This is a genomic window from Empedobacter sp. R750 (genome assembly GCF_030324345.1).
GTDB lineage: Bacteria > Bacteroidota > Bacteroidia > Flavobacteriales > Weeksellaceae > Empedobacter > Empedobacter falsenii_C.
Genome location: NZ_JACAGF010000027.1, coordinates 1 through 19,465, shown reverse-complemented (window position 1 = coordinate 19,465; position 19,465 = coordinate 1). Strand labels below are relative to the sequence as shown.

General features: G+C 30.7%; 18 protein-coding genes and 1 riboswitch. Of the genes, 8 read left to right on the top strand and 10 right to left on the bottom strand.

Annotation, left to right across the window (positions count from 1 at the left end; all coding sequences use genetic code 11):
• Positions 1 to 267: 267 nt before the first annotated feature.
• Positions 268 to 969 (bottom strand): AcvB/VirJ family lysyl-phosphatidylglycerol hydrolase, encoded by a 702-nt coding sequence (locus tag HXZ74_RS16500; RefSeq protein WP_286476418.1) that lies wholly within the window; start codon positions 967 to 969, stop codon positions 268 to 270.
• Complete coding sequence (locus tag HXZ74_RS16495; protein WP_286476417.1) at positions 959 to 3,541, bottom strand: flippase-like domain-containing protein; 2,583 nt, start codon at positions 3,539 to 3,541, stop codon at positions 959 to 961. Before HXZ74_RS16495 ends, HXZ74_RS16500 begins: the two co-directional genes overlap by 11 nt.
• Before the next feature lie 100 nt (positions 3,542 to 3,641).
• On the opposite strand from HXZ74_RS16495, the gene HXZ74_RS16490 reads away from it, so the two are divergent.
• The 3 genes from HXZ74_RS16490 (at position 3,642) to HXZ74_RS16480 (ending at position 6,380) form a co-directional block, all read left to right on the top strand.
• Entirely contained in the window at positions 3,642 to 4,160 is a 519-nt protein-coding gene (locus tag HXZ74_RS16490) for a GNAT family N-acetyltransferase (RefSeq protein ID WP_286476415.1), read from the top strand.
• A gap of 54 nt (positions 4,161 to 4,214) precedes the next feature.
• Entirely contained in the window at positions 4,215 to 4,844 is a 630-nt protein-coding gene (locus HXZ74_RS16485) for an outer membrane protein (protein WP_280062702.1), read from the top strand.
• Between the two features lie 192 nt (positions 4,845 to 5,036).
• The gene (locus HXZ74_RS16480; protein WP_286476413.1) at positions 5,037 to 6,380 is read left to right on the top strand and encodes an ammonium transporter; all 1,344 of its coding nucleotides are present in this window, start codon (positions 5,037 to 5,039) and stop codon (positions 6,378 to 6,380) included.
• Between the two features lie 55 nt (positions 6,381 to 6,435).
• On the opposite strand, the gene HXZ74_RS16475 is transcribed toward HXZ74_RS16480, so the two are convergent.
• Entirely contained in the window at positions 6,436 to 8,463 is a 2,028-nt protein-coding gene (locus HXZ74_RS16475; RefSeq protein WP_286476411.1) for a M3 family metallopeptidase, read from the bottom strand.
• A gap of 141 nt (positions 8,464 to 8,604) precedes the next feature.
• Between HXZ74_RS16475 and HXZ74_RS16470 the strand changes: the two genes are divergently transcribed.
• The 3 genes from HXZ74_RS16470 (at position 8,605) to HXZ74_RS16460 (ending at position 11,701) form a co-directional block, all read left to right on the top strand.
• Complete coding sequence (locus tag HXZ74_RS16470) at positions 8,605 to 9,531, top strand: 2-hydroxyacid dehydrogenase (RefSeq protein WP_286476410.1); 927 nt, start codon at positions 8,605 to 8,607, stop codon at positions 9,529 to 9,531.
• Between the two features lie 101 nt (positions 9,532 to 9,632).
• Complete coding sequence (locus HXZ74_RS16465) at positions 9,633 to 10,526, top strand: helix-turn-helix domain-containing protein (RefSeq protein ID WP_135836286.1); 894 nt, start codon at positions 9,633 to 9,635, stop codon at positions 10,524 to 10,526.
• 176 nt (positions 10,527 to 10,702) lie between these two features.
• Positions 10,703 to 11,701: a beta-ketoacyl-ACP synthase III gene (locus HXZ74_RS16460; protein ID WP_115001184.1), complete on the top strand. Its 999-nt coding sequence runs from the start codon at positions 10,703 to 10,705 to the stop codon at positions 11,699 to 11,701.
• A gap of 58 nt (positions 11,702 to 11,759) precedes the next feature.
• Here the strand turns inward: HXZ74_RS16460 and HXZ74_RS16455 are convergent, their stop codons facing one another.
• Positions 11,760 to 12,176, bottom strand: a complete 417-nt coding sequence (locus HXZ74_RS16455; RefSeq protein ID WP_115001183.1) for a putative signal transducing protein — start codon at positions 12,174 to 12,176, stop codon at positions 11,760 to 11,762.
• Positions 12,177 to 12,256: 80 nt separating this feature from the next.
• Between HXZ74_RS16455 and HXZ74_RS16450 the strand changes: the two genes are divergently transcribed.
• A complete protein-coding gene (locus HXZ74_RS16450; RefSeq protein ID WP_286476408.1) occupies positions 12,257 to 13,003 on the top strand; it encodes a dienelactone hydrolase family protein in 747 nt (248 codons plus the stop codon).
• Between the two features lie 103 nt (positions 13,004 to 13,106).
• Here the strand turns inward: HXZ74_RS16450 and HXZ74_RS16445 are convergent, their stop codons facing one another.
• From HXZ74_RS16445 to HXZ74_RS16430, 4 genes are all read right to left on the bottom strand, one after another.
• Positions 13,107 to 14,021 carry an AEC family transporter gene (locus HXZ74_RS16445; RefSeq protein ID WP_286476405.1) on the bottom strand — a complete coding sequence of 305 codons (915 nt, stop codon included), beginning with the start codon at positions 14,019 to 14,021 and terminating at the stop codon, positions 13,107 to 13,109.
• 81 nt (positions 14,022 to 14,102) lie between these two features.
• Positions 14,103 to 14,789 carry a VOC family protein gene (locus tag HXZ74_RS16440; protein ID WP_286476403.1) on the bottom strand — a complete coding sequence of 229 codons (687 nt, stop codon included), beginning with the start codon at positions 14,787 to 14,789 and terminating at the stop codon, positions 14,103 to 14,105.
• A gap of 284 nt (positions 14,790 to 15,073) precedes the next feature.
• Complete coding sequence (locus HXZ74_RS16435) at positions 15,074 to 15,496, bottom strand: PaaI family thioesterase (protein WP_286476401.1); 423 nt, start codon at positions 15,494 to 15,496, stop codon at positions 15,074 to 15,076.
• A gap of 48 nt (positions 15,497 to 15,544) precedes the next feature.
• Positions 15,545 to 16,150 carry a hypothetical protein gene (locus HXZ74_RS16430; protein ID WP_286476399.1) on the bottom strand — a complete coding sequence of 202 codons (606 nt, stop codon included), beginning with the start codon at positions 16,148 to 16,150 and terminating at the stop codon, positions 15,545 to 15,547.
• A gap of 48 nt (positions 16,151 to 16,198) precedes the next feature.
• Positions 16,199 to 16,293, bottom strand: a riboswitch (SAM-I-IV-variant riboswitch).
• Positions 16,294 to 17,011: 718 nt separating this feature from the next.
• Here HXZ74_RS16430 and HXZ74_RS16425 point away from each other — a divergent pair.
• Positions 17,012 to 17,806, top strand: coding sequence for an alpha/beta fold hydrolase (locus HXZ74_RS16425; protein WP_286476398.1), 795 nt, complete (start codon positions 17,012 to 17,014; stop codon positions 17,804 to 17,806).
• Positions 17,807 to 17,909: 103 nt separating this feature from the next.
• Here HXZ74_RS16425 and HXZ74_RS16420 read toward each other — a convergent pair whose 3' ends face one another.
• Together HXZ74_RS16420 and HXZ74_RS16415 are read right to left on the bottom strand one after the other, a co-directional pair.
• Positions 17,910 to 18,374 carry a hypothetical protein gene (locus HXZ74_RS16420; protein ID WP_286476396.1) on the bottom strand — a complete coding sequence of 155 codons (465 nt, stop codon included), beginning with the start codon at positions 18,372 to 18,374 and terminating at the stop codon, positions 17,910 to 17,912.
• 72 nt (positions 18,375 to 18,446) lie between these two features.
• Positions 18,447 to 19,127 (bottom strand): hypothetical protein, encoded by a 681-nt coding sequence (locus tag HXZ74_RS16415; RefSeq protein WP_286476395.1) that lies wholly within the window; start codon positions 19,125 to 19,127, stop codon positions 18,447 to 18,449.
• Positions 19,128 to 19,465: the final 338 nt, after the last annotated feature.

The following is a 19,465-nucleotide window of genomic DNA, read 5'->3' as shown; positions in this document are numbered from 1 at the left end:
GTACTGTTACTTACGGGAGAGTAGGTCGTCGCCAGTTTTTATCAAAAGCCTCAAGATTTATTTCTTGAGGCTTTTTTATGTTTTAAATTTTTAGTTAACTAGAAAGTATTATAATAATTTTTAAATCATTCAACTAAATATCAGGATTAAGTTTCATTTTTATTCTACGATTAACAAATTAAAAGAGAGCTTGAAGATTTTAAATCAAAAAAGTTCCGAACATTTTAAGATGTAATTATGTTAAATGAATATTTTCTTATTTAATGATTATTTACTAGTTTTAATAATAGTATCAGTTACTTTTTGATAATTTCGGTTAAAGTGATGATTACCACCCAAAGAAATTATATTTTTATTGCTAAAAGTAATTTTATTGTAGGGATAATTTTTTCCATAATCACTTAAAATAATAGATAAATGTAAATTAGGTAATTGATTAATTTCTGGAATTGTATTCCATTTTCCGCTTACATTTTCAAAAATTAAATTTTTGTAATGAATCTCAAGATCAGCTGTTTCATAAGGATCTAGAAGAATAAGTTGATGTATTCTATCTTTGGTTTTTGTAGGAAGCTGATTGATAATAAACGGAATCGCATCAGCACCAAAAGAATAGCCGATAAATACAACTTCTTGATTTTTGTGATGTTTGAACTTTTCTTCTAAAAATTGACTTAATATTTCTGCCGTTTTTTTAGGATCTTTCTCGTTCCAAAAATAAACTTTAGAATTTAATGCATAAATATCATAACCTTTTTGATGTAGATTCTTACAAATTGATTTTGAGAAAGATCCTAATCCAGCATCTCCACTTAAATAAAACAAGATAGGTTTAGTTTCATTTTTATTTTCCCATATTTTAAGCGGTAAAGGATCTTTGATATCTATATCATCTCCTTTTGTACGTACGATATACAAACCAATTGTAGTGATAATCAATCCAAATAATATGAAATATTTAGTTTTCATCTTGAGGTTTCATAACTTTATTTAACGCTTGTGGAAGTTGAAGAAGTTCTACTTCATTAGCATAAATGATGTATTTATTGATCCAATAATTGGCGTATTTTTCTTTGAAATCGCGCATTGTTTGATATTGTTTAAACGTACCAATTCGTTGATAAGCAAATTTCATGAGTTGCTCAGCAATATTATTTGGTTTATCCAAACCAGCTAATGGAGTTAAACCAATGTTGATGTATTTCTTTTGATTTTCTTTGGCGTGATTAATTAATGCAATTATCACCGCATCCATACTACCATTTGGCGAATCAACAGTTCTGCGAAACAAATCGTAAGTCATTTCATCTTTTGCATAATCTGGTATCACATTCAGAAATGTTACTACTTTATTTTCTTCATTTCTCAATGCAATAATAGTCTGATTTTTTAATATTTCTCTGTCAAATTTACCTTCAGCAAATACAATTTCTTTTTTATCAAATTCTTTTAACCATTCATTTGAAACAGATTCAATTTCATTTAAAAATCCTTCTGTCAAAGGAGGTAGAATAACCTCTGTTTTAAAACCTTTTTTCTCTAAAGTATTCAATGCATTTCGCATCGATTTACGTTCTTTTCCTTGAAGATTAAAGGAATCAACCTCAATAATTCCTTCTTGTCCAATTAATAAATGTTGTTTTTTAAACTTTTTGAAATCAATTAAATCATTTTCCGAAACTCTATAATACGCAGTTTTCAAACCTTTTGTTCTACAATAATTTTCGAATTCTGAAATTAAATCTGATTTATACTTTGTATCACAAACGACATTATCCAAAACAATAGCAAAATTTAAACCGATTTTATACGCAACAAAACCATTAATATTTGAAGAAAAATAAAGTGTTTTATCATCCATTAATTTAAAATAATCTAATGCTGAATTGCCATATTTTTCGACAATTTCTTCTGCTTCTTCATAATCCTGAATATCTTTTGTGTTATAATTTTTAGCTCTAAAGAATGCTAAAATCAATAATATCCAAGAACTAAATCCAAAAAAAATATTGATGTCTTTGAAATCTTTGGCAAAGGTTGTTCTCGGAACTAAATTGTTTTCGCTGAACAATAAGAAGTTTTGGAATGTATAATAAAAAGCCTGATTCCAAGAGAAATCTACACCAAAATGTCGTTTATCAATGAAATAAAAACTTAAAACATTGAAAATAAAAATAGCAAAAAATGCTAATAAAAAAATCGAGAATCCCTGTCTTAATCTTTTCAAATTTGTTTTCAATGGGTATTGATTTCTGCTGTAAATTAATAGTACAATGGTCAAAAATGCGAATCCAGCTTCTTCGTAATCCAATGCTTTGAATATATTTCCGAAAAAGGAAAGTATAGCAAATATTAAAGCAAAAACCCATGCAGATTTTAATCCTTTGATGAGATAAGATGATGTAATCAATAAAGCAATTCCGATAAATAGAATCATCAATTTTGAAAGATGCATGAATTCGGTTGGTAAATATAATTTTTCGAAATGCAAACGTTCTGCAAGAGGAGGAGTGATGACTGAAATTATATTAATCATTCCTAATGTAAAAATCATAACAGCAGGAAAAATTCGCGCAAATAGTTTTCTTCCACGCCACATAAAACTCAAACATCCAAAACCTAAAGGCAGCCAAAATTCGAAAACGCGATACAATAAAGTTGTAGCTAAACCTTGGTTATGAGAATAACCGAATTGTGTTAAAATATACACCATCGTAAATTCTACAGCGCCCAAACCTCTCAAAAATGGCGAAATAATCATCAATAAAACAGAAATCGTATATGCCAAAGCCGCCGCATCAAAAGTGGGTTGAATGCCTAACGCTAACATTGCGATGTAGACATGTAAAATCCCAGTAATTTCGATGATTGTCGAAATTAGAATCGTGAGATTAATATTTTTTCTGTTCAAAGAAGCTTCAAAAATTGGATTGATTTCTTCCGTAATCTTTGGAAATTTATTTTCTATAATTTGATAGAATTTATTTTTGGTTTTGAATGAGTTATAAATGAAATAAACCAAAATTAAAATTATGCCCAAAATAACTAATGATATCCATGAGTCATTAAAGTATTTGTTGACGTAAATACTATAAATAATGATGGGAACGCCAATGATGAAAACCGTTAATAATCCAATAAAACCATAAATAGAACTTGCCTGAATGATTTTATTTGTTTCAAATTGTTGTTTTTTGATTTGTTTGGGTAAATAAGCCAAAGAACTAATTCCGCCCGCTGGTAAAAAAACACTGATAAAATTTCGTTTGAGAAATAAATTGACAGCGTCCCAAAATTTAAGAGGTAAACCAACTGTTTTGAAACTTGTGATATACATTGCAGCTTGTAGCGAAATATAGAGAAGTGTAATTCCGAAACCGATCAACAGCCAAATAGGTTTTGCGCTTTGGATACTCGGAATAATTTGCATCATTTCTTTGCGTTCGCTTCTAAAAAATACAAATGCGAGTAATAAAATAAGTATTGCTAAAACTTGTTGCCAAGGTATTTTTACATATTTTATAGATTTTGGAAATCTCATGTTAGGATAGTTAGTTTTATTACTTCAATTTATTAAAAAATTAAATATCAAAACTTATGATTTGCTTAAAAATCACTTATATTGAAAATAAAAATAAGATATGGAGACTGGATTAAATTTACGTCAAGCTATTTTGAATGATGCAGATAGAATTTGGGAAATTTTGCAACAAGCGATTCAGAAAAGAAAGGAGGAAGGAAGTGATCAATGGCAAAATGGTTATCCAAATCTAGATGTTGTGAAAAATGATATCTCAAATGGTTTTGGTTATATAATTGAAAATGATAATAATCTAATCATTGGATATGTTGCAATTATTAATGAAATAGAACCTGCTTATACAGCAATTGAAGGAAAATGGCTGAATGATGATCCATATATCGTCATACATCGATTGGCTGTTGCACAAGATGTTAAGATGAAAGGTTTAGGAACTTGGACGATGGATGAGATTGAAAAAATAGCAATTACAAAGAAAATACAGAATATAAAAGTTGATACCAACTTTGATAATATTGGAATGTTGCGTGTTTTTGAAAAGTTAGGTTATCACTATTGTGGCGAAGTTTTTTTTGATGGAAGTCCAAGAAAAGCTTTTCAGAAAAATAATATAAAATAATTATTATCGTTTTACTATTGTTATATATTTGTTTGATTTTAAATTACCAAATAAATTAAAAAAAAATTCTTACTTATTATTTTAGCATTTAGTATAAACTCTTTTGCTCAAACTCAGAAAAACAATTGGGTTGTTGGAGCTTCTTCAGCATTAGGTTTTAATTCTAGCCAGTATGATTATAGTAATGATTATGGGCAAGAAACAAAAAATAAATTTAACCAGTTTGATGTTAATGTAACAGGAGGATATTTTGTTATCAATAATCTAGCGGTTGGCTTAGATATTTCATATAGAAATTCCGTAAATACAATTAATTCCTACCGTTTTGATCCTGCTGGAAATTCAATTGGTTATAAACAAAAATCGAAAGGAAACTCAATTTCTATGATGCCTTTTGTATCTTATTATTTTGCAAATGACTCTAAGTTTTATCCATATTTAAGTGGAGGAGCAGGATTTGATACTTCAAAGTATAAATATTATAGTGATGCTAATTTTGATAGTAGTAGTAAAAATAATGCCTTTACTTGGAAAGTTAAAGGAGGTGTTTCATATTTTATAACTCCTGCTATTGCTTTAGATTTTGGTTTATCATATGATCAAGTTAAATACAAGAAGGAACAATATATACAAAATTCAGTAAATACATTTGGAGCAAATGTTGGACTTAAGTTATTTTTATAATTAGATAAACTAAATAATCAAATTGATAAAAAGATTCCAAAAAAGGAATCTTTTTTTATGAATTTACATAGGGTAATTATGTTTAAAATGTAAAATTAATATTTTAACCCCTAATTTTTATAGGGTGTGATTGAAAATAAATGATTTTATTTAAAAATAATCTAATTTTGATAGGGTTAAAATTAAAAACATATGAAAGTTGGATTAAAATGGAAAGTAGCTTTTGCAATTATAACGCTAGTTGCATTCGCTGGATTATTTTGGAAACCAGTTGTAGATATTCCAAATACAGGAGAATTTCTTAGCGAAGAAAATATTGTAAATTCAGATGTCGCCTGGATTTTAGCAGCTGCAGGATTGGTGTTATTGATGACGCCAGGTTTATCTTTTTTTTATGGTGGAATGGTGGGTAAACGAAATGTTATTTCTACCATGTTGCAAAGTTTTATTGCCTTAGGTGTGATTTCGATTTTGTGGGTTGTAGTTGGGTTTTCACTGTCTTTTGGTGATTCAATTGGTTTTACAATAAATGGAGAATATTACGGAATTATTGGTAATCCTTTAAGTTATCCATTTTTTAATCATGTCGGAGCATTTCCACACAAAGACATGGCATCTACAATTCCATTTGTTTTATTTGCATTGTTTCAAATGAAATTTGCAGTCATTACACCAGCGCTTGTAACTGGTTCTTTTGCCGAAAGAGTGCGTTTTATTTCCTATTTGTTATTTATGATTTTATTTAGTTTAATCATTTACACACCGCTTTGTCACATGGTTTGGCATCCAGAAGGTTTATTGAATAAATATTTTGGAGTAAAAGATTTCGCTGGAGGAACTGTTGTTCATATGAGTGCAGGATTTGCAGCATTGGCAGGAGCTTTGTTGATAGGTAAACGTAAAAACAGAGAACACAAACCTGCAAATATTCCATTTGTTATGCTTGGAACAGGAATGTTATGGTTCGGATGGTTTGGTTTCAATGCTGGTTCAGCTTTGGGAGCAAATGCCACAGCAGCTTTAGCATTCGGAACAACAACAATTGCTTCTGCTTCAGGAATGATGACATGGATACTTTTTGATAGAATTAATGGTCGTAGCGTTTCTGCTATGGGAGCGTGTATAGGGGCTGTAGTTGGTTTAGTAGCAATCACACCAGCTTGTGGGTTTGTTACAATTCCTGAAAGTATATTTTTTGGTTTTATAACCGCTATTGTCTCAAATGTAATGGTTCATTGGAAAGTATTAAAACGAGTTGACGATACTCTAGATGTTTTTGCATGTCATGGAGTCGGAGGAATCATGGGAATGATTTTGACAGCTATTTTTGCACATGGAGAAAATGCAAGCTTATTACATGGCGGGGTACACGTGTTTTCACATCATATGATTGCTTTGTTGCTCGTTTCGTTATTTACTTTTTTTGGTGCGATTGCTTTATTTTATATTACGGATAAAATGATTCACTTACGCGTGAGTGATAGAGCGGAGTTCGAAGGCTTAGATTTGTCGCAACACGAAGAAAGTTTGCATTAATTAAACAATAGTATTATAAAAAAATCCGACTACTTTTTGTAGTCGGATTTTCAGTTTATACTAATCCAGCTCGCTTTAATAAAGCATCTGCTGTTGGTTTATGACCTCTAAATTCTTCGTACAGTTTCATCGGTTCTACTGTTCCTCCAGATGATAAAAGTTTATAGAATTTTTGAGCTGTTTCTGGATTGAAAATTCCAGTTTCTTGGAAAAATGCAAAGGCATCTGCATCCAAAACTTCGGCCCATTTATATGAATAATAACCAGATGAATATCCACCTTGAAAAATATGTGAGAAGGATGTACTCATCATATTTTTATCAATTTCTGGATACAACTCTGTTTGTTTGAACGTTTCTTTTTCAAATTGTTGTAAATCATTAATTTCAGCCAAATCATTTGCATGATAAGCCATATCCAATAATCCAAAACTCAATTGACGAACAGTTTGATAACCTTCCATAAAACTTGAAGAAGCTTTTACTTTTTCAATTAATTCTTGCGGAATAATTTCTCCTGTTTGATAATGTTTTGCAAATAATTTCAAAGCTTCTGGTTCGTAACAGAAGTTTTCGTAAAATTGAGAGGGTAATTCAACAAAATCCCAATAAACATTTGTTCCAGAAAGACTTTCGTACGTCGTATTTGGTAACATTCCGTGTAGCGCATGTCCAAATTCGTGGAACAATGTTGTTACTTCCTGAAATGTTAATAATGAAGGTGTGTCTTTCGTTGGTTTTGTAAAATTACAAACAATCGAAATGTGCGGACGTTTGGTATTTCCATTCACATTAGAAGCTTCTCTATAACTTGTCATCCAAGCACCAGGGCGTTTTCCTGCACGCGGGAAAAAGTCTGCATACAATAAACTTAAGAACGCTCCATTTTTATCTAGAACTTCATAAGTTGTTACTTCATCGTTGTATTTATCAATATTATGAATTTCTTTAAACGTAATTCCATATAATTTTGTTGCGACATCAAAAGCTCCTTGAATCACATTCTCTAACTGAAAATAAGGTTTCAATTCTTCGTCAGAAAGACTGAATTTTTTCTGTTTTAATTTTTCAGCATAGTACGCATGATCCCAACGTTGCAATGTTTCAATCCCATCAGTTTCTTTTGCAAATGCAGTTAATTCTTCAATTTCTTTTTCTGCAAATGGTTTTGCTTTCGTTAATAAATCATTCAAGAAATCTAAAACAGTCGTAGGTGTTTTTGCCATACGTTCTTCCAAAACATAATCAGCATGCGTTTTATAACCTAATATTTTAGCACGTTCGTGACGAAGTTTTACAATGTTTTTTACATTTTCTTCGTTGTTAAATTCATTATTTTGATAAGCTTTTACTCCATTTGCTCTAAACAATTTTTCTCTTAATTCACGATTTTCTGCGTATTGCATAAACGGAATATAGCTTGGTGCTTGCAAGGTAATTAACCAACCTTCGTGATTTTTTTGTTCTGCATCAGCTTTCGCTTGATCAATTGCATATTGAGGTAAACCTTTCAAATCATTTTCATCTGTAATAATCAATTCGTATGCATTAGTTTCTGCCAATACATTTTGACCAAATTGCAATGATAACATCGAAAGTTGTTTGTCTATTTCGCGTAATTTATTTTTGTCTTCTTCGTTTAGATTTGCACCATTTCTCGAAAAACCTTTGTATTTTTTTTCTAGTAAATAAGCTTGTTCATCGGTTAAATTCAACGAATCCTTTTGATTATAAACGACTTTAATTCGTTCAAATAAATCTTGATTTAAGCGAACATCATTTCCAAATTCAGATAATAAAGGCGAAACTTCTTGTGCAATTTCTTGAATTTCATCATTCGTTTCAGCAGAATTAAGGTTGAAGAAAATAGAAGAAATTCGTCCTAATTTTTCACCAGAAAGTTCCATTGCTTCAATTGTGTTTGCAAAAGTTGGCGCTTCAGGATTCGCAGTAATTGCATCTATTTCTGCTTTTGCTTCTTCAATTGCTTGGATAAAAGCAGGTTTGTAGTCTTCATTTTTGATTTTAGAAAAAGGAGCACTTTCAAAAGGTGTTTCAAATTTTTCTAATAACGGATTTGCCATTTATAGTGTATTTTTTTAGTTAAAATATATTTGTTTGAACTCTTTCAAATTCTAATCCAAATGTAAGAAATCTGACAAATCGTCAAATTTAATGTGTGATTAATTTAGAGTTATTTACATTTGTTTTAAAAGTAAACAATTATGAGTGTAGCCTTAATATTCAATCAAAAACCAACAGAAGAATGGCAAAGAAATTTACAAGAATTGTTGCCAGATACGAAAGTTGAAGTTTATCCAAATATCTCAAATCCAGATGATGTAGAATTTATTGCAACTTGGAAACCGCACAAAAATTATGTGGCTGAATTTCCAAATCTAAAAGTTGTACAATCTGTTGGAGCAGGAATTGACCATTTATTGCATACCAAAATTCCAGATTCAATAAAGGTGACACGTATTGTTGATCCTGCTTTGAAACAAGAAATGTTTGAGCATGTTTTGGCTTGTGTTATGACTTCAATGAAAAATTTGTTGACGTATTATAAAGATCAAGTTCGTAAAGAATGGAAACCTACTACTTATCAAAATATCAAGGAAACAACAATTACAATTTTAGGATTAGGTGAAATCGGAAAGTTAGTAGCAGAGCAATTTGTTGCTTTAGGTTTTCAAGTCAAAGGTTGGTCGAATTCGCCTAAAAATATAAATGGAGTAGAATCTTTTGCAGGAAAAGAAGGCTTGAATGCTGCGATTTCTAATACTAATTTTATTGTCAATATTTTGCCTTTGACAGATGATACAGAAGGTATTTTGAACAAAGACTTTTTTGCACAATGTTCAGCTCATACAGTTTTGGTTAATGTTGGTCGTGGAGCACATTTGGTCGAAAAGGATTTATTAATTGCAATCGAAGAAAAACAAATAAAAGAGGCTTATTTAGATGTTTTTATTGAAGAACCTTTACCTGAAAATCATCCTTTTTGGACGAATGAAAATGTTTATGTAACACCTCATATTGCGAGTGTTACAAATGCAACAACAGCTCTAAAACAAGTTGCAGATAACTACAATAGAATGAAAAATAACGAGACTTTATTGAATGAAGTTTCATTAGAAAGAGGATATTAGATATACCAAAATGACGTAAGATTTTGTTAAAAAGACGCATTTATGTTTTTACTTGTCAAAAAAATCTTTTAACATTGTATTCGAAAAAATAAAAGCTAAAAATGAGTGATTATATTCAACTTTATTCAATTGATAATATTTTAAGAACTTACAAAGAAGAAGCAACTGATCGTCGGTTAGCAATCTTTGACGTAGGTCCTGAAAACAATTATTATTTTGTAAAACGAAAACCTTATAAGTTTACGTCGCTTGGGTTGATTTTAATTACTGCTGGAACATGTGAAATCACGGTAAATTTAGAACCAACGTTAATCAAACGTGACGATATTATTGTGGTTCTTCCAGGTCAGTTGTTCGAGATTATAGAACACTCGGTTGATTTTGCTGTTCAAGCAATCTTCATTGATTCAGATTTGATTATTGAAGCTGGTTTTCACGTGAAATCCAATAATTTAGTAGAATTTTTGTCGTCTAAATATCCTAAAATCATTTCTTTAGATAAAAAGATTGTACGTGATATGCGCTACAATTTGAACAAGATTAGTAAATATACCATCAAGAACGAAAATATCTTTGCAAAAGATTTGGTTTTACATCATTTTTCGGTCTTGATGTACGAGATGGGAAATTACTACAACCAAGCTGTAATGGCGAAAAGTACTACGAAAGAAGTCAGAAAGGAGGAATTAGCTAAACAGTTTTTGTATTTAGTTTCAACTCATTTTCGTCGTCAGCGTAATGTACAGTTTTATGCAGATGAAATGTTTATAAGTCGTAAGCATTTAACCAAAATCATCGTTGAAGTCTTTAATAAATCACCCAAACAAATCATTGCCGAAGCCATTGTGCTAGAAGCAAAGGTCTTGCTAAAGAACCCAAAATATAGTGTTTCTGATGTTGTGACAGAATTAAATTTTATAGACACCTCAGTTTTTAGTAAATTTTTCAAAAATTATGCAGGTGTTTCGCCTACAACTTTCATCGCTTCTAACTAATAATTGATGTAAATCAATGCAAATGTGAAAACTTTCTAAAAACGTCTTTTTGACATATTATTACGTTTATTTCGCTAACTAATTTGTTAAATTGGATAGACCTTTGTTGCTCAAATTTTAATTGATGCGTCTTTTAGTAGATAATCGATACATGAAATTTGAATGAAAAGAATTTTATGGTGGTAGATTTTACAAAAAAAATATTTGCACATATTTCAGCAATCGGTGGTTATGTGCCAGAGAATAAACGAACTAATTCCGATTTAGAAAAGATTACAGACACTTCTGATGAATGGATTGTAAAAAGAACGGGAATTAAAGAACGTCGTATTTTAGAGGAAGGTTTAGCGACTTCTGATATGGCGGTTAGTGCAATTCAGAATTTAATTGATACATACAAAAAAGACATCAAAGATGTTGATGCGTTGATTGTTGCGACTTCTACACCAGATATGTTGATGCCTGCTACAGCAAATATTGTATGCGAAAAGTTAGGAATAGAGAATGTTTGGGCATTTGATATGAATGCAGCTTGTTCTGGATTTTTATATGCGTTGGACATGGGCGCTTCGTTGATTGAAAGTAGACGTTACAAAAATGTTTTGGTCATTGGTGCTGATAAAATCAGTGCGTATGTAGACATCAAAGATCGTTCGACAAATATTTTGTTTGGAGACGGAGCTGGAGTAGTTTGGTTAGAGCCTACAAACGAAGAAGGAATTTTAGATGCTTTGTTACAGAGTAATGGAACTGGAAAAGAATTTTTGAATATAGAAGGAGGTGGTTCTTTGTATCCAGCGAGTTCACAGTTGTTGGTTGATGAAAAACGTTACATTAGACAAGATGGAAAAATTGTATTCAAAAATGCAATTCAATCGATGAGTGATACGTGTGTCAATGTTTTGAAACGCAACGATTTTTCTGTAGAAGATGTAAATTGGTTGGTTCCGCATCAAGCAAATAAACGAATTATTGACGCTGTTGGTAATGAAATTAATATTGAAGAAGGTAAAACTTTAATCAATATTGAGAATTACGGAAACACAATTGCAGCGACAATTCCGTTGTGTATTTGGGAAAATACATCAAAATTAAAGAAAGGAGATTTATTGATGTTGACAGCCTTTGGCGCAGGCTTCTCTTGGGGAGCAAGCTTATTGCGTTGGACAATTTAATCAATAAAAATCATATATTTTTGTTCATAAAGAACGGCAATTTCTTGTCGTTCTTTTTTTATTGTAAACCATTAAATTCTTCACCACACTTCTTGCATTTGAACACGTTTTTGTAGTAAATAGGGTAGACCCAAAATATGATAGAAGATAATAAAGAAAGTAAGCCTTTTCCACCTTTCATTGACTTGTAATTGCTGTAATACTCATTGCTTCCACATTTTGGACAAACAAGAATTTCATCCAAATCATTGGTGTAATTTGAAGCATCAATTTCTTCTAAAACTTTCATGGCGCGATCAGTATCTTCTTTCTTAATTTTTACTTTCACACCACCAATAGCATTCGACAAAAACTGATTCATCCCAACCGAATGTTCATCAAAAACAAAAGCATCAATTTGTTCACTTTCTAATTTCGAACGTAAAATATGTGCTTCAATAGGGCTTTCAAATGTTTTTAATGTAATAAGTTCCATGCTAATTGTGTTAAATATTCAATTCAATATCCGATATAAAATTAGTTCTTTTTATCTTAATGTCTTAAATTTTTTAGTAGATGAAAAATGTAATTCAATGTTTATTTTTAATTGTATTGATGATGAATACGACACATGCACAAAACCTAAAACAAGTTGCTTATAGAGATGGTTCGCAAAAATTGAATGGTTTAGTAACCGACAATACAACAAAGAAAAGTCCAGGAGTATTGATTTTACCCGCTTGGAAAGGAGCTGATAACGAAGCAAAACAAGCTGCAATAGATTTAGCAAAAGAAGGCTATATTGCGTTTGTTGCGGATATTTATGGAGAAGGAAACAATCCGAAAGATAATGCGGAAGCGGCCAAAATAGCAGGAAAATACAAGTCTGATTATGCAGCTTATCAAAAACGAATTGATTTAGCGTTGAAAGAGTTAATCAAAGCTGGTGCAGATCCAAGTAAAATTGCTGTAATTGGTTATTGTTTTGGAGGAACAGGCGCATTAGAAGCTGCTCGTGCGCAATTACCTATTATGGGTGTTGTTTCTATTCATGGTGGATTAGCAAAAGATTCGGATCGAAAAAATATTCCTCTTAAAACAAAAGTTTTGATTGAACATCCTGCTGAAGATGAGTCTGTAAAACCAGAAGATATTTCGAATTTAGTAATTGAAATGAACGAAGGAAAAACAGATTGGCAAATGATAACTTACGCAAATTCAAAACACACGTTTACCAATCCAGAATCACCTGATTATAATAAAGTAATGGCAGATAGAGCTTGGGAACATACATTATTGTTTTTGAAAGAAGTATTGAAATAAAACCGTTAATTCGAATGAGATTCTTTTTAGAATTTTGTATCGAGAATAAGGTTTTAGAAGATAAAATTTATCTTAATTCTAATAAAAACCGTAATATGTAAATCTACTGAATAAACAATTGTATCATTTCATACCAAAAAGCAGCTGTAAAAAAGCCTACAATAATACTGATACCAATAATCAAATTGGTTAGTTTGGTGTTGAGTTTAAATTGTTCCGCAATAATACTCGATGTCACTAATGTAGGCATAGCAGCTTCAAAAATAGAGATTTTAGCCACATCACCTTTTATTCCAATTACGATGGCTAAAAGCATTACAACTGCAGGCGCAATCATTAATTTGTAAACCATAGACATCGAAATTTGAGACCATAATTTTCTCCAACCATTAAACTTTAATTGCAATCCAACCGAAAATAAAGCCAATGGACCAACGGTTGCAGCTAATTTGTCGAAGAAAGGTTCGGCAGGAGATAAGTCGATAAATTGAGATATAATCAATGCACTTATACAACCTAAAAATGGGGGAAAAGTAAATAATCGTTTCAAGATAAATTTAGAATCTATTGCTCCAGATCCATTGCTTCCACCTTTTAATGCAGAAACTATTCCGATGGTTGACAAGCACAAAAACATGGTTTGATCACAAATAATCGCAATACTCAAATACTTTTCTCCATAAAATGCTGAGATCAAAGGAAAGCCAATAAAAGATGTATTGCTATAGCCGCTTGCCAATTCCAATGTTCTTCTCGAACGCTCCGAATACCCTTTTGCTTTGCTGTAGAATTTCATGTAAAACAAACTTCCAACGGCTATAATGACAGTCGAAAAGATAGGAAATAACATTTCTTGCGACCATTCTACTTTTGGTAAATACTTAAACGAGACTGCTGGTAAAGCCAAATATAAGATCCATGTGTTGATCCCTTTATGGGCATCAGGATGTATAGATTTTGTTGCTTTAAACACCATTCCGGTAATTATGCAGACTGCGATTAATATAAAGTTTACCATTTTTAGATATTTGGAATGCAAAGTTACAATCCCATTTTTTTTTTACCCTTAAGATATCACTTTTTATTCAATGCTTATTTTTTATAAAATGGCAAGATTAGATATATTTAATTTATTATTATTGAAAATTACTTTTGAATAATGATTTTCATTTTCCAAAATAGCTGTAAATGGAGTAGGAGTTATTATATCAGTTGTAGGAAACCAAGTTGTTTTAATAAAGTAATTCGGTAATAATATTTTCCCTTCATCTGAGCCATTAGTACCAAAAGTTTCAAAATCTCCTTTCCAGAATTTAGATGTTGTTTTTTCTTCTAATAATTGATTGCTAGCCTCAATATTAGTTGTAGGTAAACCAATTTCAGAAATTCCTAAAATAGATTGTTGATCAAATTCTGCATCATTTTGATAGTCTAAATTATAATGTGTAATCATCTCAGCAAGATTTCTACCTCCATCATAGAAATAAAAAGATTGTGCATTCCAATTTTCGAAGTTTGCAATATGTTGATCAGTATCGGTGTTTAGGATTTTAGTTTTATTTTGTATCCAATTAAATGCCTTTTCGAATTGATTTTTACAAACTAAAAAACTGAAATGATAAATATGTTCTTTGTCCGATTTTACAAAAGTTAATCTTGTCCAACCAACTTGTAAGCTAAACTGATTTTCTGTTTCTTCAATTAACTCAAAAGCTAAAATAGTTGTATAAAATGATTTCGTTTTTTCTAACTCATTTGTAAACAATTGTAATTCTCTTATTTTCATTCTGCGATTTTTTATAAAATTAAATCAACAAAAAAGAAGAAAATAACAAGTTGAATTGATTTAATTAATCGCGTTATAAGAAAATTATTTCTTTCAATCGGTTATTATTCTTTTCTTTCAAAAAACCTTTTTCTCGATACAAAATTCTTACAGAATTTCACTCGAAATGACGGTTTTTTCTTAAAAAAAGATAGAATTACACTACTAATTTCTGTATCAAAATAATCACTTATTTCTATGTCTCTATGTGGTGATTTATTCAAAAGTTGAGACAAATTATATATTTATTTTATTCTCATCATAGTCACCAAAGAAGTAGCCGCATGCGTTTCTTTGTTCGTTGTTTCGTTAACCACAAAAATCTCTGTGCGTATGGTACTTATCTTTTTTCCTCCTTTTATCACATAGGCTTTTGATAGTAAATAATCACCCAAAGCAGGTCGTAAATAATTCACTTTTAACTCAACTGTTACCACATAACAATTGTCGTCATAGTGAGAAACAGCAGCATAACCAGATGAAACATCAACCAAAGAAGCAATCATAGCACCATTAAACATTCCGTGCTTACGTGTCATCATTTCTTGTTTCGGAATCTTAATCGAAACATAGTCCGTTTCGCATTCGATAAGTGATGCGTTATAAAATTTTAAGGTTTCCGAACGATTAAAACTTGCTTCTACTAATTCTCTTTTTTCTGGCGTCATATAAAATTGCTTTCAACAAATATAGAGATTTGTCGAAAGCAATTTCAGTTATGCAGTTACGTTATTCAAGTTTTCTTCTCTGATAATCGTATTTTGATGCGACAAAATTACTTTATCCAAACCGCGGTAATAATTCCCTTTGTCGACGGTAATCAATAAATTATTTTTCGGAATTTTATTGATAATCTTATCGTTCGGGAAATGTTGTTTCGAGTTTTTGAAGGTAATAAATACATCATCTTCAGTTAGATTTTTGACATCATCTTCCGAAATAATATCAATCAATTCATAAGGTAAATAAAGTTGATCGAAGATATAATGAAACGTTTTAAGACGCTTTCCGTTCAATTCTTTGCTATGTTGCAAAAAGTTTCTCAATCTATGTACAACAGCGTAGAAATTACCTACCAAAGGCGGTTTGGGAATATTACGCTCGAACAAGCAACCATCAATCAAACTAAGCGGAAGTTTGATATTCAATTCATCTGTTTTTACATTGTATAGATGGCGATAATCCAAACCTCTTCTCTTGAATTCTTCAATAATATGATCTTTTAGCGCAGGAACTTTAATAGGCAATTGTTGATTGATAAAATCGACCAATTTTTCATCTGATATAGGAGCTAAATTAAGCTCAGAAATGTTTTGTGACATACAATAAATAGTTAAAATAAAACAATTATTGTATTTCGATAATAGGGGATTTTTCGTTGTTTTTGGATGAACTCCCGTATTGTTTTACCACCGTGGAGACTCCTCTCGGTTGGTATCGTTTTCTACGATTCGAAATACGGTGTAAAACTACATAAAAAATTGAATATGTAGTAATCTTTTCTAATAATTTTATTTTAAAATGATCACTTAGAATTTTATTCTAAATTGGATATTGTTTCGATAATAAAGGTTTGAATAATTACTTGATTTGTTTTTTAATATTCTACCATATAGATACATCGTAATAGAAGATTTTATATAGAAGTCAGTAGTTCACGCATAGTATTTTTATCGTAGATGAAAACTATTGTATATCTATTTTTCTCTAGTTACAAACTATAAACCTATGTCTCTATGTGGTTATAATTTTTATGTTCTGAATTAGATGTGACCCTGAAACGAGTTCAGGGTGACAAGAGATGTTTCGACAAGCTCAACATGACAGTAAATGTCATTCAGAATGGAGCTTTAGCGGAATGAAGAATCTAAGCTTTCTCAACAAGAGATATTTCGACTTCGTTATTAAAAATAGAGATTTAGAAAATTTTACAAATAATTAAGATAATTTTAATTGTTTGCCGAAAATTATTTTATACATTTGGATAACAAAGTAATCAAAAAATGAAGTTTACGTGCTTATATATGTCGATTCGCAAACAGGTTTGGAATATCCAGACGTGGGAAAGTCATGTATACTAAAAAGAGATTTTATTTTTTAATATATTTTAGGTTTCCCCGTCGAGTTTCGATGGGGATTTTTTTTGAACAAAAACAACAATTACCAATATAAAATTAAAAACAATGCAAAGTTTACAACAATTAACGATTCCAGTTTGGCCCTTAGAGGACAACACAATCTTAAACAATGTTTCGGTAACATTTCAACTTTTTGGACTTCCATTAGGAACAGCTCCAGTCATTTTGATTAACCATTCCTTACACGGAGATTCAGATTGTACCTATCATTGGGATGGGGTCATGGGAAAAAACAAAGCAATTGATCTTAATGAGTATACGGTAATCTGTATAGATATTCCTGGAAATGGCGTTTCCCAAACCATAAAGTACGACTATATACCACGCGATCACATTACAGCACGCGATGTAGCGGTGTTGTTTTGGTTGACGTTATTTGAATTGGAAGTAGACGAGATTTTTGCCATTATTGGTGCAGACTTAGGCGGAGGATTAGCGTGGGAAATGGCATGTTTGTTCCCGAATAAGGTGCTGAATATTATTCCGATAGCAGCAAGTCTTAAAACAACAGATTGGTTGGTAAAAGAGCCAACAGCTAAAAGCGAATACCTGAAATCTATTTTCTATTCGATAGATATATCACGCAATAGAGGCGATATATTGCAAGTTTCGCAATACATCAAATCAAAAATACATGTGATTTATGTAAAGAATGGAAACTTGTTCAACAAAGCAGAATTAAAACGTTATTACGCCAAACTGCAAGAGTTCAACAAACATGTGCAGTTTCATGAAATAGAACAGATAGAAAACAACGAATTATTGAAAGCCAATATTGATGAGGTTGAAAAAATAGTAGACGGCATCCTCGAAAAAGAATATATCAATAACGTTGCATAAAAACTAAAGCTCCTGCAAGGGAGCTTTTTGTATTTGTGGTATTGGTGTATTTTGTCTGAAATATTGAGTTGTGCAACAGTTACCTATGTTGGCAGAAGTTTTTTTAATCATCTCCATAACTTCCAAAAAGTAACATATTTATTGCATATATGAATGACATAATAGAAAATATTAACATAAACCATTGAAGAATAGGTGAATCAAAATAATGATGATTATTAGTAAACCCGTAAAATTTCTCATTGAACCTAAATAAAATACCGTTTTCTTCCCAAATTATGTTAGTTTTCAAATTTCCAGAATTGATATATTGTACTATGGTTGGAATCTTTTTACCTATTATCAATTTCCAACTTCCAAATTTAAATAGACTCCAACCAATACCGAATAAAAATATTGACGAGATTATTCTTGTAGAAAATCCTGTAGACTTATTATCATTGTTTTCTTCAGTTTTATTATTACTATGATTATCTTCTAACCATTCATTGCAATGTTTACATTTTTTTGCAGAAATTGCAATTTGTTCTCCGCAATATTTACAGTCTTTCGTTTCAAGTTGTTTCATAAAATTATATTTCAATAATAGATGATCTTTAAATTATATATTAAAAGTTGTTTTTATAAACTTATTAATATTTCAAAATCTAGAGATGCTCAAATAACCGTTCTCATTTCTGTAGAGTGATATTCTAGGACTTTTAATATATTTTTCTCCCCAATAATTTATTCCATATTCAAATGTTCCGTCTTTACTTAAATAAAATTCTTGTCTTCCATATTTTTTTTCTCCCTCATAAATTTGAAAATCTTTATTGTTATAATAAATTCTATTAAAAATCTCGTTAAGTTTTTCATCTTCGCTTTTTAATGGTAACTCGTATACATAATTTACTTTAGAGTTAAAAAAATCTATGAATTCTTGTGTGTAACTACTATTACCTTTGCTATCTCTTTTTGTATACAGGTCCTTGTTTAAAACATCTTGATAGTAACGTTTAATTCCATGATAATCATACAAAAGTTGATGTACAAAATAAATTTGAATTAAATTTGGTAATTCAGAATAATTAATTTCATCATCATACGAAATTACTTGCCCTGATTCGTTTGTTAATAATAAATCTTCTGACGACAATTTAAAAAAATAATGATTTAGTTCTTCATATTCTTCATAATAGCCATCGTCCTCTGCAAATACTTCAACTGAATCATTAATTACTGTATTATCCGACTGATTACTCTTAGAAATCTCATTTTTACAATTTGAAAAAATTAAAAAAATAGAAAAAATTAAAAGATTAATTTTTTTAGAACTCATTTTTTATATAATTGAAAACCTACTTTCAGAAAATTTCAAGTCGCTGTTTCGGCTTGTCCGACCGTTAGCAAAAATAAGGTAACATCTTACAAGAAGTTTACGGGAAACCGTAATTTTAGAAACTTTTTGATCAAAATTTCTGCCAACGTGCCGCGTATTGGCGATGGGCGGGATTTTTAGCACTGAACTTTAATCGAAGAACAGAAGTTGAATTTTGCACTTCCGTTGATACGAAGCCGTTCAGCCCGCCTATTGCCAATACGATGTTGTACGACGTAGTTATGTTTTGGGTTTTAGTCCAGCTAAATATTTTCGTATGTCATTTTCTAATTTATCCG

What these genes read in the sequence shown, in the direction of transcription:
- HXZ74_RS16500 (WP_286476418.1), bottom strand. Translation starts at nt 969, where the DNA reads ATGAAAACTAAATATTTCATATTATTTGGATTGATTATCACTACAATT.
- HXZ74_RS16495 (WP_286476417.1), bottom strand. Translation starts at nt 3,541, where the DNA reads ATGAGATTTCCAAAATCTATAAAATATGTAAAAATACCTTGGCAACAA.
- HXZ74_RS16490 (WP_286476415.1), top strand. Translation starts at nt 3,642, where the DNA reads ATGGAGACTGGATTAAATTTACGTCAAGCTATTTTGAATGATGCAGAT.
- HXZ74_RS16480 (WP_286476413.1), top strand. Translation starts at nt 5,037, where the DNA reads ATGAAAGTTGGATTAAAATGGAAAGTAGCTTTTGCAATTATAACGCTA.
- HXZ74_RS16475 (WP_286476411.1), bottom strand. Translation starts at nt 8,463, where the DNA reads ATGGCAAATCCGTTATTAGAAAAATTTGAAACACCTTTTGAAAGTGCT.
- HXZ74_RS16470 (WP_286476410.1), top strand. Translation starts at nt 8,605, where the DNA reads ATGAGTGTAGCCTTAATATTCAATCAAAAACCAACAGAAGAATGGCAA.
- HXZ74_RS16465 (WP_135836286.1), top strand. Translation starts at nt 9,633, where the DNA reads ATGAGTGATTATATTCAACTTTATTCAATTGATAATATTTTAAGAACT.
- HXZ74_RS16460 (WP_115001184.1), top strand. Translation starts at nt 10,703, where the DNA reads ATGGTGGTAGATTTTACAAAAAAAATATTTGCACATATTTCAGCAATC.
- HXZ74_RS16455 (WP_115001183.1), bottom strand. Translation starts at nt 12,176, where the DNA reads ATGGAACTTATTACATTAAAAACATTTGAAAGCCCTATTGAAGCACAT.
- HXZ74_RS16450 (WP_286476408.1), top strand. Translation starts at nt 12,257, where the DNA reads ATGAAAAATGTAATTCAATGTTTATTTTTAATTGTATTGATGATGAAT.
- HXZ74_RS16445 (WP_286476405.1), bottom strand. Translation starts at nt 14,021, where the DNA reads ATGGTAAACTTTATATTAATCGCAGTCTGCATAATTACCGGAATGGTG.
- HXZ74_RS16440 (WP_286476403.1), bottom strand. Translation starts at nt 14,789, where the DNA reads ATGAAAATAAGAGAATTACAATTGTTTACAAATGAGTTAGAAAAAACG.
- HXZ74_RS16435 (WP_286476401.1), bottom strand. Translation starts at nt 15,496, where the DNA reads ATGACGCCAGAAAAAAGAGAATTAGTAGAAGCAAGTTTTAATCGTTCG.
- HXZ74_RS16430 (WP_286476399.1), bottom strand. Translation starts at nt 16,150, where the DNA reads ATGTCACAAAACATTTCTGAGCTTAATTTAGCTCCTATATCAGATGAA.
- HXZ74_RS16425 (WP_286476398.1), top strand. Translation starts at nt 17,012, where the DNA reads ATGCAAAGTTTACAACAATTAACGATTCCAGTTTGGCCCTTAGAGGAC.
- HXZ74_RS16420 (WP_286476396.1), bottom strand. Translation starts at nt 18,374, where the DNA reads ATGAAACAACTTGAAACGAAAGACTGTAAATATTGCGGAGAACAAATT.
- HXZ74_RS16415 (WP_286476395.1), bottom strand. Translation starts at nt 19,127, where the DNA reads ATGAGTTCTAAAAAAATTAATCTTTTAATTTTTTCTATTTTTTTAATT.